The organism is Brevibacillus sp. TJ4 (genome assembly GCF_044627595.2).
Lineage (GTDB): Bacteria > Bacillota > Bacilli > Brevibacillales > Brevibacillaceae > Brevibacillus.
On the sequence record NZ_CP185865.1, the window covers coordinates 3,909,459 to 3,922,762 of the forward strand.

Sequence of the window (13,304 nt, forward strand, 5' to 3'; positions counted from 1 at the left end):
TTTTTACCGATTTGCAATAACTTTTCCGCTGAGGCAAGCTACAATAGGTAAGGAAGGAAAATGGATTTACGCACAGAAAGGAATATCTGTTATGAATAAAATCTGGCGCTGTTCGGTACTTCTACTGGCCCTGTTGGCGGGAGGTTGCGGGGTGATTGAGACACCCAATGAATTGATGCGGGCTCCGTCGGCAGATGGCGATTACAGATCGATCAACCAAGCCGTGATGCAATACCTTCCTGCCGGAGCACAATTGACCATTCCCTTGCAGCCGGACGAAGCAAGTGCAGTCACGCTGCAGGATTTGGACAACGACGGCAAACCGGAAGTCATCGCGTTTTACAAACCGGAAAAAACCGATTACGAGATCGGCGTCCTGATTCTTGAGCAAAACCAGGGGCGCTGGGAGAAGCTCGCTTCCTTTACCAACGTGGGCAGTGAGTTGGACTACGTCAATTTTGCCGACTTGACCGGGGATAACGTGCCAGAAATCCTGATCGGACTGGGCGGCGGCGATCAGTTGAACAAAGAGCTTACTGTCTATTCGCTGGATCAGGGCGGCATCCAGGAAATCATCAAGCAGCCGTACTCCGTCATGGCGGTCGGTGAACTGACCCAGAACGGGCAGACCGAGCTTGCCCTCGTCCTGCACAACCACAACCAGCTCACTTCTACGGTACAGCTATACGGATTGCAAGAGGATCGACTCACCATGCTGACCGAAACAAGACTGGAGGGTGACATCAACGGTTACGAGCGGGCGCTGATCGGGAAAGCCTCTGCCGACACCAACGGCTTGTTTCTGGAAGCCGGGCTGGGCGCACATTCCGCATCCACAGAGCTGCTGATCTGGGACAACGGCGAGCTGCGCAACCCCCTGACGAATGCCGAGCTGGGCGTCGATCCTACGTTCAAGCCGTATCCTCTGTACAGTGAGGACATTGACCAGGACGGCCTGATCGAAGTGGGAATCCACGTCCAGCCAGCCGGGAGCGAAGATTTGCCTTTGGCCTCCGTCCCCTGGATCTCTGCCTACTACCAATGGGACGGCAAGGACAGCCTGATTCATGTGCAGGATCATTACCGCAACTACGTGTACGGAATCGACTTCCAAATCCCTGAAAAATGGGGAGACGCCTTTACCCTGGAGGAAGACCCGGAACCTGATTCGCGAGTGGTCAATCTCTTCTACTACGACGAGGAGAGCAAAGACAAGGCGCTGCTTTTGAGCCTCCAGGCAATTCCCCTGCAAGAATGGAAGCAAGCCGAAGAAAGCCTGAAACAGCAGCGCAAAAACTACGTCTTGTTAAAAGAGACGGGAAAACTGGTGCATGTCGCCGTCCAGCCGGATGCACAGCCGCATTTGAGCGGGGCCTCTCTGGCTGCCTACAACTCCATGCTGCTCACGGCTGACGAAATCCGCCAGCTCTACCGCACGCTGCCCGTTCCGCTGTAAACATTTGCGTTGATGCTATACAATCATGGTAAGGAGAGTAACTCGATGAAAGTGCTGCTGCTGGAAGACGAAAAATCGATTCGAGATTTTATCCGCATCAACTTACGGCGAGAAGATATCGAAGTAGTGGAAGCAGGCTCAGGGGAAGAAGCGCTGAAACTGGCAGATCAACACCAGGGCATCGAGATCGCGATCCTCGATGTCATGCTGCCGGGAATTGACGGCTTCACGGTATGCGACCGTCTGCGGCAAAAAGACCCGCGACTGGGCATCATCATGCTCACCGCGAAGAGCCAGGAAGCAGACAAGATCAAGGGACTGGGATACGGTGCCGACGATTACATATGCAAGCCTTTTAGCCCGGCCGAACTCTTGGCCAGGGTAAAAGCCTTGCACCGCCGCCTCTCCGCTCCCCCCGCTTCCTCCCAAAAAGCGGCCAAACGCATTGACCTGGATCCGTTCACGATGCTGCTGGACGAACGAAAGTTTTTCAAAAATGATGTCGAGATCGACCTGACACCAAAGGAGTTTGCCATCATCAAGCTGTTGGGCGAGAACGCCAACAAGGCGATCAGCCGCGATGAGATCCTGAGCAATGTGTGGGGCCAGTTTTACCTCGGCGACCTGAAAGTAGTCGATGTCAATATCCGGCGAATCCGCCAAAAAATCGAAGAGGATCCGGCCAATCCTGCCTTCCTGGAGACGGTATGGGGATACGGATACATGTGGCGAAAGGAACATTTTGATGAAAGGAATTAGAGGCAGACTGATTGTCCATTTCGGACTCATTCTGCTCTTGATCGTTCTCTTGCTCGAGAGCTTTTTTTATCTTGCTGTCCATACGTATTACCTCGGAACAGCCCAGGAAGCACTTGTCACCCGATCCACCACCTTCACGACCTTTATCAATAAATACACGGCGAATTACCGGCTAAAAGACAAAACCCGCTACATCCTGGAGAGCATCAGCGATGACGAGTACGCCAAAATCGAGATTCTCGACCTGAACGGGAGACTGATCCTCAATTCATATGGCTTTCAGACGGGTGAGGTCATCTACACGCCGGACGTACAGGAAGCGCTGCGGGGGGAGACAGGAATCCACGTCGGTATGACGCCTCATTCAAAAGAACGGGTAATTGCCGTGTCCAATGCCCTGACGTACGAAAATGAATACGTCGGGGTATTGCGCTACTCCATCTCAGCCGAACCTCTCTACCGCGCAGTCAATCACATCGCCTTGTACGGTGTTGGTGCCGGGGCTGTAGTCGTCCTGCTCGCCCTGTTCCTCTGCCTGCTCGCTGCCAAGCGCATTGTCGATCCGATTGAAGAGTTGACCCGGGCTGCGACCCAGATGGCGAAGGGGAATTTTTCCATCAAGACTACCAAGCATTACGATGATGAAGTCGGGACATTGGCGGAAACCTTTGTGTATATGGCGGAAGAACTGGAGAAAAACGAGAAGCTGAAAAACGACTTTATCTCCTCCGTCTCGCATGAACTGCGCACCCCGCTGACCTCGATCAAAGGTTGGACGGAGACGTTGATTACGGGCAATCTGAAGGACAGGGAGGAGACGATGCTGGGGTTGGATGTGGTCTCCAAGGAGACGGACCGGTTGATCGGACTCGTCGAGGAACTGCTCGATTTTTCCAAATTCCAGTCTGGCGAGATGAAGCTTTCGCGGGAAGAGATGGACCTGCGCGAGATTTTGGAGGACGTACGGGTACAATTTGCTGTCCGCGAACAGGAAAAGCAGGTGTCGCTTAGCATGGAACTGCCGCCAGAGCCACTGGTCTTCACCGGAGATCCCAATCGCCTCAAGCAAGTGTTCGTCAACCTCCTGGACAACGCCTTTCGCTTTACGCCGCAGCACGGTTCGATCCGGGTTGCGGTCATCCGGGAGGAACAGCACCTGCTCGTGCGGGTGTCCGATACCGGCGAGGGCATCGCCAGGGAAGAGCTTGCCTATATTACCCGGAAATTTTACAAAGGCAGCTCCAAGCTCTCCGGCAGCGGATTGGGACTGGCGATTTGCAAAGAGATCGTCGAGCTGCATGCCGGAAACCTGAGCGTAGACAGCCAACTGGGCAAAGGCACGACAGTCACAATCCAGTTGCCGCTGACAGCGTAATCACCTTTTTATCAGTCAGGAGGCTTCGTGAATGAATGTTGCACATTCCGTCGTTGTCGTAACCGGAAGCGGAAGCGGGATCGGCCGTGCTGTCGCGATGATGTACGCCCGGTACGGAGCGCATGTAGTCATCGCCGAACGCGACCGTGAAGCAGGCACAGCCACAGCCGAAGCAATCAACGAAAAGAGCGAAACGACGGGCAGCGCCTTTTTCCATCCGGTTGACGTGAGCGTCCCTGCCGACATCGAGGCACTCATGCAGATGGTCAAAGAGCGCTACGGCCGTCTCGACATTCTGGTCAACAACGCCGGAGTCAGCCACTGGGAATCTCCCTACGACCTCTCCGTCGACACATGGGATCGCATCCTCAATACCAATTTGCGCAGTGTCTTCCTCTGTTCGCGGGAAGCCGCGAAAATCATGCGGGAAAATGGCGGCGGCGCGATCATCAATCTCGCCTCCACCCGAGCCCGTATGTCGGAGCCGAATACAGAGGCGTACGCGGCTTCCAAGGGAGGCATCCTCGCGCTGACCCATGCCCTGGCCGTCTCGCTCGGACCAGACCGCATCTGCGTCAATGCCATCTCCCCGGGCTGGATCGAAACCGGCGACTACGCCTCGCTGCGCCTGGAAGACCATGAGCAGCATCCGTCCGGCCGCGTCGGCAAACCGGAAGACATCGCCCGCGCCTGTCTGTTTTTGACACAGCGGGACAACGACTTTATCACCGGAGCAGAACTGGTGATCGACGGCGGCATGACGCGAAAGATGATCTACGTGCCCTAGCTGCCTCTGTAAGCCGCGGGCGACAAGACGAAAAGAAGCCACTCTACCAGTCACTGGCGAGTGGCTTCTTTTTGCATGTTTCCCGTTTATCCTACCACGTTCGGAATGGCGGAGAACCCGGAGCCTGGTGCTGGATCTGCTCCAGAATCGGATATCCGTATGCCAGTACGATCAGCACGGTTACCACCCCGACCCAGACAGTCCAACGCTCGAGAATGGCCGGTGCCTGCTGTTCGGTTTCCGGTTCTGCGATCGGGTATTCTGTATGCCCCTTGGGTGCGTAAAAGGTGAGATAGAGCAAAATCAGAATCAACAGAACCGCCGCTACGAACAGCAACCCGCCGCCAAACGCCATCACCCGCTGATAATCCATCCAGCCTACTGCCGTGGCGTTGTCCATGTACGTCGTATACGAGGTTCTGCGCGGCGCTCCCTGCAAGCCCATCGTGTGCATCGCCAGCGACATCAGAAACATCCCGACGGCCCAAAATACGGTCTGCACCATCCCCATGCGGTTCGCCGTAGGTGTCAGCTTGCGCCCTGTCAGCACGGGTATCAGCCAGTAGCTGACGCCGAAAAAGGTGAGTGCGACCGCGGCTCCGACCGTGATGTGGAAGTGACCGGTTACCCAAATCGTGTTGTGCACGACTGCGTTCAACTGGTTGCTTGCATTGATAATCCCCCCGGCACCACCGGGAATGAAGAACAGCATCCCGACAAACGGTGCGAAGAAGCGCACATCGGTCCAGGGCATTTTTTTGAACCAGCCGAACAGGCCGACTCCTCCTTTTTTGCGCCCGGCAATCTCAAAGGTGGCAAACATCGAGAAAGCTGTCATCAAGGATGGAATTACGACAATCAGCGTCAGGATGACGTGAATCATTTTCCACCCTGGCGAGATTCCCGGCTCCATCAACTGGTGGTGAAATCCGACCGGAATGGAGAAAATCAGCAGGCAGATAAAAGCCAGGCGAGCCAGCGAGTCGCTGAATATATGGCCGCCAATCACGCGCGGCACGCATACGTACCAGGCGATGTAGGCAGGCATCAGCCAGAAGTAAACCAACGGATGGCCGAAGAACCAGAACAGCGTGCGGCTCAGCATAATATTGATCGTACTGGTCCAGCCCAGCGACCAAGGGATCAGTTGGAACAGTACCTCGATCGCTACCGGAATCGTCGCGATGATCCACATGACATACGTCGTCACCGCCATAAATACGAACAAGGGAGAGGTTTTGCCTTTGTTCAGCCGCTTCCAGCTGCGGTAGCTGGAAAAAATTCCGATGCCGGCCAGCCAGCTTCCGACTACAACCAGCGCCGTACCAATGTAAAAGACCGGGTGCGCTTTCAGCGGCGCGTAGAAGGTGTACAGGACCGAAGCCTCGTTCATCAAAATGGTGACGACCGCCATCCCTGTCCCGACGACCATCAGCACCCATCCCGACCAGCCGTATCCGCGGGCAGTCCGGTGCAACGCTCCTCCCGTCGTCTTGGCTACCCCCGAATAGAGAAAGCCAATGATGAAAAATGTGGTAAAGATAAGTGCCATCAATACGCCATGGGCGGTCAATATTTGATAGTAGTTGGTCCAACTGGGCAGCTCCATCAAGCCGCCTCTCACCATGCCTTGCACCATCCCGGCCAGCGCCGCCAGTCCAAAGGCGATGTAGGCCACCCAGATATACGCCAGACTGAGACGAGCAGACGGACCCTCGACAGCTACGGTTGTTGCGGTCCCTTCCTTTCGCAAAAAGGCCATTGTTTGTCACCTACCCTTATTTTACAGTGATCGTGGTCGCCATCACCTGATGGCCGATCCCGCAGTATTCATTGCACAAAATCAGGTACTCACCCGGCTCGTCAAACGTATGTGTCGCGGAGTTGACGTGCCCGGGCATCACCATGAAGTTTACGTTTGTCCCGACGATCTGGAACCCGTGAATCACATCCGGGCTGGTTACGTGAAAATTGACCGTCGATCCGACTGGCACCTCCATGTTGGAAGGCGAAAAGCCAAACACGAACGCCGTCATGTAGGCATCGTACTCGTTTTCCCCTACCTGCTTCAGACCGGGATTGTCAAACGGGGGTGTCTCCGTCACCTCGGCCGGGTCGATCATCGCCATATTGCTCGGTGGAGCCATGCCCATAGCGAACGCGTTGACGCACAGTAGCACGATGAACAACGCCAGTCCGCCGGCTCCGAGAATCAGCCAGATTTTTTCATATCGATGCAAATGCATAGCAGAATTCCTCCTCGCCTTTTGTTACGCCCGATCCAAAAACAGTCCGAAGATGCCAAACCAGCTCAGCAAAATAACGGCTCCGACAATCAACACGGAAGCGAGCGTACCTTTGAGATTTTCCTGCTGCGGCTGTGTCTGCTCCGGCATTTTTCCCTCTCTGTTCACGCTGTGCTGCGTCTCCATCGCGTTATCCTCCTTTCGCAAGGCTTTTGCATAATGGCGCGGTTCCTTGCACGCCTTCATTCTACTCTCGCGACAAGCGGGAAGTAATTCAGGGAAATCCCTGATAACGACCGGGAAACCTCCTGATTTTCCCTGTTTTTGGTCACATTCTGGACAAAAAAAGACGACCGGGTAAAGTCCAGTCGTCTGCATTTTGTATTGGATACTATTCGAAGTCCAGCCAGCCTTTTTTGATCGCGTAGCGCACCAGATCCGGCCGTGTGCGCAGATGCAGCTTTTCCATGATATGCGCCTTGTGCGACTCGACGGTCTTCACCGACACGACGAGCTGCTCAGCGATCTCCTTGTTGCTGAAGCCTTTGGCGATCAGGACGAGCACCTCTTTTTCCCGCTCCGTCAAAATCTCGTACTTGGCCTGCTCTTCGCCTTTTTTGACCATGGCCAGAAATTCCTCGATCAGCGACTTGGTGGCAGACGGGTACAGATACGCGTCTCCCTGTACGACCGTGCGAATAGCCTGAATCAGATCGAGGTCGGGGGCGCTTTTCAGGATGTAGCCGGCAGCGCCTGCCTGCAGTACGCGAAACAGGTACTCTTCGTCATCGTGCATCGTCAGGACGAGCACCTGGATCTCTGGAGCCGTCTCCTTGAGCCTGGCTGTCGCCGTCAAGCCGTTTTCACCCGGCGGCATGCTCAAATCCATCAGGACTACGTCCGGTCGCAGTTCGAGCGCCTTTTCGCACGCTTCCTTGCCATCAGCGGCATAGCCGACCACCTGCATATCCTCCTGGGCGTTAATCAGCATGCCAAGACCGGAGCGAACGATCGCGTGGTCGTCAGCGATCAGGATGCGTATGGACATCTTCATTTCCCTCCTTGGGCAGCGGGATTCGCACGATCAGCGTAGTGCCGTCATCCGGCGCAGAGCGAATTTCCAGTGTGCCGCCGACGAGCTGTGCCCGCTCCCGCATCCCGAACAGCCCCAGTCCGCTACCCTCGCGCAAGGCACGCTCGACATCAAAACCGACGCCGTCATCCACTACCGTCACGACGATTTCTTTCTCCCTGTCTTCAAACATGATCCCGAGCTTGCTGGCTTGGGCGTACTTCGCGGCGTTCGTCATCGCCTCCTGGACGATGCGGTACAGGGCGGTTTCCACGGCTGCGGCATAGCGCCGCCGCTCCCCTTGCACATGCAGCTCTACCTGGAGGTCGAAGCTCTTCTCCACCCGCTTCATCAGCGAGCGCAGAGCAGGCAGCAGTCCGAGATCGTCGAGGGCAGAGGGACGAAGCTCCAGCGCCATCCGCTTTACCTCCTCCATCGCTTTGGCCGTCATTTGCAACAGGTCATTCACGTGCTGGCGGTTCGCTTCGGTCAGATTGCCCTGTCCGATCACATTCAGGCCGACCAAAATGCTGTACAGCGCCTGCCCGATGCCGTCATGCAGCTCGCGGGCAATCCGCTTGCGCTCCTCCTCCTGGGCCTGGATGGCGTAGTTGGTCAGCTTGTTCTGGTAGCGTTCCTTCTCCGCCTGCTGCTGGGCGGACATGTCGCGCACAATCATCACCAGCTTGTTGCTGGAATCGTCAGGCAGCCGAGCCGAACTTGCCGCCACCGGATATTCCCGGCCGTCTTTCGTACGCAGCCGCATCTCGAAGGACGGCATTTGTGCTTGGGTAAAAAAGCAATCGGCACATGTCTTTTCTTCCAGACAAGTCGCCATGCCTCTGCATATTTCGCAAATGTGCCGGACCCCGATCAACTCATGCTTGCTCCAGCCCGTCATGCGCTCCAGCGCGGAATTGGCCATCGCGATCAAGCCGTCACGATCGACCACCAGGATCGCGTCACTCACGTTGGCAAAGATGGACTCCAACAATGCGGCTTCACCCGTCGTGCCGCGTTCTTCCTTCAACGTGCCCATGCGCTCCTCCTTTTTGACAATACGAATTACTGTCATTGTAGGTCTTTCGGGACGGAAAGTGTATCAGGGAATTCCCTGTTTTTATACACCCCTGTCGGCTGCAGTTTTTTGAAAACGGACAGGCCGAACACGATCCATACGAGGGGAACATGGTTTGCCGGGATGGGCAATAAATTTTCCATACAGACCAAATTTGCTCATGTCGCAAGCTCCTCTTTTTCCTTCATCATCCGATAGTGGGCGGCCATGCCGCTCGTTACTTCGATCATCTTGTCCAGCAGTATGTCCGGCTCCGCGATCACAATCGCTTTGCCATACGGCAGCAAAAAATACGGCACATAGGTGCGAAGCGAATCCTCGCCGAGACGAAACATTGCTTGTCCCCCCGTGCGTTCGAGCAAGGCGTGTGCAAACAGCCAGTGCTTGCACAATTCATCGAGTGCTTGCTCGCTTCCCTGGATGCGTACAGTCAGGAGGGATTCCGCATCCAGCGAACCAGGCAAAAGGTTCTGCAAAAGAAAGTCACGAGGGGAAAACGAGTCCGGCCGCTGAAAGGACTGCTCGGTATGCTCCACCCGAACGATGCGATCCACGCGAAAGCTGCGGTACTGCTGTCGCACATGGCAATATCCTACCGTGTACCAGCTTCCCTTCCAATGGACGATGCCGTACGGGTCTAGCCTGCGGATTGTCGGCTCGATCCCCCTGTCTTTCACGTATTCCAACTCCACCGTTTGTTCCTGTGCTGTCGCTTCCGCCAGCAACTGCAAGCGCATCTGCAAGGCAGCATTGGACGGTGGATGAATCACCGAGAAGCCTTCCGCGTGCCGTTCCATCCATGCGAGCTGCTCTTCGTTGGTGTACCGCTTCAGCTTTCCCACCGCCCGATTCAACGCGTCCGTAAACGGATAGCCGCTGTCCCGCGCAAAAATCGAGGCGTGAATCAGCGCCTTTTGTTCCTCCATGCTAAACAGCAATGGTGCCTTTGCAAAATGCTCCATGATACGGTAGCCGCCGTGATGACCCGGCTCGGCGATAATCGGTACGCCACTGGCGCATAGCGAATCAATGCAGCGATACACGGTGCGAATGTGGATCTCCAATTCGTCCGCCAACTGCCGGGCGGTCATTCGTCTGCCTGACTTCAACAGCCACAGGATGGACAGCATATTGTCTGTTTTTGACACAGGGGACACCCTCTTGCCGAGATTTTTCCTCATTCTACCATGTCAGCACGATGGAGCAAACCAGACCGCGAATCTGTCCCGCTCGTCAGTGTCAGCCGTACATTCTCGGGATGTCCGCGATTCCCGCCTGCCGCATAAGCACCGTCATCTGACCGCGATGGTGGGCCTGGTGCATGAGCACAAAGCGAAGAGAAGCCCCATTCTTCCACCGTTCTCCGGCCATTTCCCTCTCCTCCTGCAAACTGTCATCGCCCCACTGGGTCTGGACTGCCGCCAGCATATCACGGCTAATCATGCGGTACGCCTCGAGTATTTCCGCTGCTGTCATCGGTTGCTCGGCCCGAGGCGCTGGAAACGACAAGCCCAAATACGTCATGTAATGAAGCGATCCCACCAAATGCCAAGCGATTTCCCCGAGCGTCCAATGCCCTGGTGCAATCCGCCGCAGCAGCGACTCATCTGTCAAGGAGCTCAACAGTCGTACCGTCTGTTCAGACTCCTGCGTCCATTCCGTAACAAATTGCTCTACGCTTGTAATCATCCTGCATCCTCCCTGAAAAAAATCAAAATGTTTTCGTCTACAGGGCAAGTATAAAAAAGCTCCACTGACAAAGGCTGTCAGTGAAGCAAGAAAAAGCGGGTACGGATTCTTTTTACGCGGTTAACGCGGAGCAAACCCCTGCTGGCTCACAAAAATCCGGTCGGTGGAAAAGACGCGGGCTAGCCTGTCATAGACCATGCGAGAAGCATCGGGGTGATACCACTCTTCCAGACCCAGCTCCCGATACATAGAAGCTATGCCCATTTTTTGCGTTCGCCTGCCCCCGCTGCCATCTCCCCTAAAGTAGTCGTCGAGACAGACCCGGTCTACTGCGGCAGCCAGTGTTTCGGCAAACCCCTCGCTGCTCGGCAGAAGCGGCGCAATCGCAGCCTGCACCGGGATGCCCGCATCTCGCAAGCGTCGGAGTGTCTGCAGCCGTGCTTGTACGGGAGGAGCATGGGGAGTGAAGTGCCTGCGAATGTCCTCACGATCGGTTTCTACCGTCATGCTGACTCTCACTCTGTCTCCCAGGCGCTGCAGCAACTCGATGTCTCTGGCTACCAGCGGGCTGCGGGTCTGTACCAAGAGAAAGTCAGGAGGTTCTTCTGCCATGACCGCAAGCAAAGAGCGGGTAACCTGCTCCTTGTGTTCGACGGGTTGGTAGGGATCGGTACTCGACGACATAAAAATCGTCACCATCCCTTTTGCCTTGGCCCGCCGCAGCTCTTTGCGCAAAAGCGCAGCCGCCTCCTGCTTGACGTCCACCCACGTTCCCCACTCCTGCTGGCGAAACAGCGACACGGGCATTTGCCGCACGTAGCAGTACGCACAGCCAAACGAGCAGCCTGTATACGGATTGAGCGAATGGGTGTAATCGGTTAAAAAGCCAGTCCCTTTGTTGAGCAATGTCTTCGGATGCTTGTAGAAAATGGACGGGTTCATGCACTCGTCCTCCTTTCCCGCCAGCCGATGTTATGAACCATAATAATCCTTTTGCAGCCAGAATAAAAGAAGCGGCCCACGATGCAAATCGGGACCGCTTTTCCTCATATGATCTTATTCCGTTTCAGATGCGGTCTGCGGAATTTCCACGACCAGTTTTTGGGCAACTCCCTGTGGCGGCATGCTGCGTGTCAGGACAGGTCCGTAGAAGGCGTACACCTTCATCTCTGGTTTCAGCTCTTCTGCCTTCATCGGCTGTTGGTCGCGCGCGTTGACGATCTCGGTATTCTCGTCTACCACCAGCACTACTTTTTCAGGCGCACCCTCGTTCAACGCTTCCCCTTCTACCAAAATCCTGTGGTGACCATCCGCAGTTGTCTCGACGCTCGCCAGTTTGCCTGCTGTGCCGAGCACATCCTGGACTTCCAGGCTATCCTGCACGACGATTGTGATCGCACCGGCCTGTGGCGGCATGCTCAAAGCCATGAAATTCGGATGGACCGCTTCCACTTTCATGCCCAGCTTCAAGTCTTGTGCTGTCAGCTCTTTTCCGTCAGCGCCCGTAATCTTTGTTTCGTCGCTGATGTGGAGAATGATCCCCGTTTCATAGCCGTTGAGCAGGAAGGAGATGCTTCCGTCTTCCTTTTTCATAATCTTTGTGACGGTTCCGGTTACCGGCGGAGCAGTATCGATTTCTTCCTCCGTCACGCTGATCGCATCCTCCGTTACTGTCACCTCAGCCTGCATTACCTCTTCGACGAACGACATCGACACATAGGTGTTGCCATCTACGAGAATCGACGGGTGATCCACTGCCTGGATGCTAAGTGCTTGCGCCTGATGAGCATCTCCCAGCTTCACCTGTCCGGCGATCTCTCCTTTCCTAACTTCCGCTGCTTTCAGCGCAGTATTCCACGTGACTTCAAAGCCAAGGTTTTCTGCTACCTCCCGAAGCGGAAGCAAATAGCCCTTTTGTGCCGGTGCTGCAATCGCCGCAAGTTGAATCGGTTTGCCGTTTACTTCGACGGCAAGCTCATTTTCTGAAGCTGCCGAAACCGCTGAAATATTGGTTCCAAAGACGGCCAGTGCCGCTATAGCCAAAAAGCCTTTTTCAAGTTTTTTCATATGCGTAGCCTCCATTATCATTCTGTGGTTGTTTCGATCTGTCTATTCATTGGACGGAGGCATCCGCAAAACGTTTCACGGTTGTACCTGCTGCTCTGGCGGGCGCAGCATCGGCACGTCAGGCTTGCCCGCAGAATTGTCGTAGAGATAGTCCGGCACCTTGCCGACGAGCAAGGCTTCCGTAATCGGGAGCCGGGTGGTGACCGTCTGCTGATCGGTCGCAAACGGAATGATGACGCGCAAATCGACCTGGACGTAGATGTAGACCGTGACCAGCACCATGTTGATCCCCGCCTCTTTCATCCCGGTTTCCAAGCGCGTTTTGACCGCACCGATGGGCGTGAATGTAACGGGGATCTGTGGACCGATATGCTCGAGGAAGACATTTTTGGTAGCCAGGCCGAGCGGGATCGACGTCTCGACGTTTTCCCGCTCGAACTCTCGCAACCGGTTTTGGATGCGCGAGGTAGTTTCCCCGACGATGCGGGAATACTCGTTCAGGTTAAAATTGACCGCGCGAATCGTTCCGTCATTGTCTTTTTCCATTCGGACAATCTGGTTGAAATCGACCCCTTGTTGGCTCAGGCGCTTGGTGACCGCATCCGATATCGCCAGCTTCGCCGCTTGCTCTGCCTTGGCCTGGGCGATGAGCATCAAGGTCGGCTGAACCTGCCGCTCCACGATGAAAAACAGCATCCCCAGCACCCCGAGCAGGACGACAGCCACCGCCAGCATGCGTCTGCCGCGCCTTTGCCAACGCATCCGTTTGTAGCGC

Annotated in this window: 14 protein-coding genes; 4 read left to right on the forward strand and 10 right to left on the reverse strand. The window is 55.4% G+C overall.

From position 1 onward, the window contains the following. Positions 1-91 precede the first annotated feature (91 nt). Genes ACAF76_RS19250 through ACAF76_RS19265 form a run of 4 tightly spaced genes read left to right on the forward strand, consistent with a single transcriptional unit; the run spans position 92 to position 4,377 of the window. Positions 92-1,456: an FG-GAP repeat domain-containing protein gene (locus ACAF76_RS19250; protein ID WP_421617254.1), complete on the forward strand. Its 1,365-nt coding sequence runs from the start codon at positions 92-94 to the stop codon at positions 1,454-1,456. 45 nt (positions 1,457-1,501) lie between these two features. After that, positions 1,502-2,215, forward strand: a complete 714-nt coding sequence (locus ACAF76_RS19255; protein WP_421617255.1) for a response regulator transcription factor — start codon at positions 1,502-1,504, stop codon at positions 2,213-2,215. Further along, entirely contained in the window at positions 2,202-3,590 is a 1,389-nt protein-coding gene (locus tag ACAF76_RS19260) for an ATP-binding protein (protein ID WP_421617256.1), read from the forward strand. The genes ACAF76_RS19255 and ACAF76_RS19260 overlap by 14 nt, the downstream gene beginning before the upstream one ends. Before the next feature lie 31 nt (positions 3,591-3,621). Then, positions 3,622-4,377 carry an SDR family NAD(P)-dependent oxidoreductase gene (locus ACAF76_RS19265; protein WP_421617257.1) on the forward strand — a complete coding sequence of 252 codons (756 nt, stop codon included), beginning with the start codon at positions 3,622-3,624 and terminating at the stop codon, positions 4,375-4,377. Between the two features lie 91 nt (positions 4,378-4,468). Here the strand turns inward: ACAF76_RS19265 and ACAF76_RS19270 are convergent, their stop codons facing one another. From ACAF76_RS19270 to yunB, 10 genes are all read right to left on the reverse strand, one after another. Beyond that, the gene (locus ACAF76_RS19270) at positions 4,469-6,139 is read right to left on the reverse strand and encodes a b(o/a)3-type cytochrome-c oxidase subunit 1 (protein ID WP_421617258.1); all 1,671 of its coding nucleotides are present in this window, start codon (positions 6,137-6,139) and stop codon (positions 4,469-4,471) included. Between the two features lie 16 nt (positions 6,140-6,155). After that, on the reverse strand, positions 6,156-6,623 hold the full coding sequence (locus ACAF76_RS19275) for a cytochrome c oxidase subunit II (protein WP_421617259.1): 468 nt from the start codon (positions 6,621-6,623) through the stop codon (positions 6,156-6,158). A 24-nt stretch (positions 6,624-6,647) separates the two neighbouring features. Further along, positions 6,648-6,809, reverse strand: coding sequence for a cytochrome c oxidase subunit 2A (locus tag ACAF76_RS19280; protein WP_421617260.1), 162 nt, complete (start codon positions 6,807-6,809; stop codon positions 6,648-6,650). A 205-nt stretch (positions 6,810-7,014) separates the two neighbouring features. Next, the gene (locus tag ACAF76_RS19285) at positions 7,015-7,671 is read right to left on the reverse strand and encodes a response regulator (RefSeq protein WP_421617261.1); all 657 of its coding nucleotides are present in this window, start codon (positions 7,669-7,671) and stop codon (positions 7,015-7,017) included. Next, entirely contained in the window at positions 7,646-8,734 is a 1,089-nt protein-coding gene (locus ACAF76_RS19290) for a PAS domain-containing sensor histidine kinase (RefSeq protein WP_421617262.1), read from the reverse strand. Before ACAF76_RS19290 ends, ACAF76_RS19285 begins: the two co-directional genes overlap by 26 nt. Before the next feature lie 197 nt (positions 8,735-8,931). Then, on the reverse strand, positions 8,932-9,921 hold the full coding sequence (locus ACAF76_RS19295) for a helix-turn-helix transcriptional regulator (RefSeq protein ID WP_421617263.1): 990 nt from the start codon (positions 9,919-9,921) through the stop codon (positions 8,932-8,934). A gap of 91 nt (positions 9,922-10,012) precedes the next feature. After that, positions 10,013-10,462 carry a DinB family protein gene (locus ACAF76_RS19300; protein ID WP_421617264.1) on the reverse strand — a complete coding sequence of 150 codons (450 nt, stop codon included), beginning with the start codon at positions 10,460-10,462 and terminating at the stop codon, positions 10,013-10,015. Between the two features lie 120 nt (positions 10,463-10,582). Next, the gene (locus ACAF76_RS19305; protein ID WP_421617265.1) at positions 10,583-11,404 is read right to left on the reverse strand and encodes an SPL family radical SAM protein; all 822 of its coding nucleotides are present in this window, start codon (positions 11,402-11,404) and stop codon (positions 10,583-10,585) included. A gap of 114 nt (positions 11,405-11,518) precedes the next feature. After that, positions 11,519-12,529: a stalk domain-containing protein gene (locus ACAF76_RS19310; protein WP_421617266.1), complete on the reverse strand. Its 1,011-nt coding sequence runs from the start codon at positions 12,527-12,529 to the stop codon at positions 11,519-11,521. A 75-nt stretch (positions 12,530-12,604) separates the two neighbouring features. Beyond that, positions 12,605-13,291 (reverse strand): sporulation protein YunB, encoded by a 687-nt coding sequence (gene yunB / locus ACAF76_RS19315; protein ID WP_421617937.1) that lies wholly within the window; start codon positions 13,289-13,291, stop codon positions 12,605-12,607. Positions 13,292-13,304: the final 13 nt, after the last annotated feature.

What these genes read in the sequence shown, in the direction of transcription:
- ACAF76_RS19310 (WP_421617266.1), bottom strand. Translation starts at nt 12,529, where the DNA reads ATGAAAAAACTTGAAAAAGGCTTTTTGGCTATAGCGGCACTGGCCGTC.
- ACAF76_RS19250 (WP_421617254.1), top strand. Translation starts at nt 92, where the DNA reads ATGAATAAAATCTGGCGCTGTTCGGTACTTCTACTGGCCCTGTTGGCG.
- ACAF76_RS19285 (WP_421617261.1), bottom strand. Translation starts at nt 7,671, where the DNA reads ATGTCCATACGCATCCTGATCGCTGACGACCACGCGATCGTTCGCTCC.
- ACAF76_RS19255 (WP_421617255.1), top strand. Translation starts at nt 1,502, where the DNA reads ATGAAAGTGCTGCTGCTGGAAGACGAAAAATCGATTCGAGATTTTATC.
- ACAF76_RS19260 (WP_421617256.1), top strand. Translation starts at nt 2,202, where the DNA reads ATGAAAGGAATTAGAGGCAGACTGATTGTCCATTTCGGACTCATTCTG.
- ACAF76_RS19280 (WP_421617260.1), bottom strand. Translation starts at nt 6,809, where the DNA reads ATGGAGACGCAGCACAGCGTGAACAGAGAGGGAAAAATGCCGGAGCAG.
- ACAF76_RS19290 (WP_421617262.1), bottom strand. Translation starts at nt 8,734, where the DNA reads ATGGGCACGTTGAAGGAAGAACGCGGCACGACGGGTGAAGCCGCATTG.
- ACAF76_RS19300 (WP_421617264.1), bottom strand. Translation starts at nt 10,462, where the DNA reads ATGATTACAAGCGTAGAGCAATTTGTTACGGAATGGACGCAGGAGTCT.
- ACAF76_RS19305 (WP_421617265.1), bottom strand. Translation starts at nt 11,404, where the DNA reads ATGAACCCGTCCATTTTCTACAAGCATCCGAAGACATTGCTCAACAAA.
- ACAF76_RS19270 (WP_421617258.1), bottom strand. Translation starts at nt 6,139, where the DNA reads ATGGCCTTTTTGCGAAAGGAAGGGACCGCAACAACCGTAGCTGTCGAG.
- yunB (WP_421617937.1), bottom strand. Translation starts at nt 13,291, where the DNA reads ATGCGTTGGCAAAGGCGCGGCAGACGCATGCTGGCGGTGGCTGTCGTC.
- ACAF76_RS19265 (WP_421617257.1), top strand. Translation starts at nt 3,622, where the DNA reads ATGAATGTTGCACATTCCGTCGTTGTCGTAACCGGAAGCGGAAGCGGG.
- ACAF76_RS19275 (WP_421617259.1), bottom strand. Translation starts at nt 6,623, where the DNA reads ATGCATTTGCATCGATATGAAAAAATCTGGCTGATTCTCGGAGCCGGC.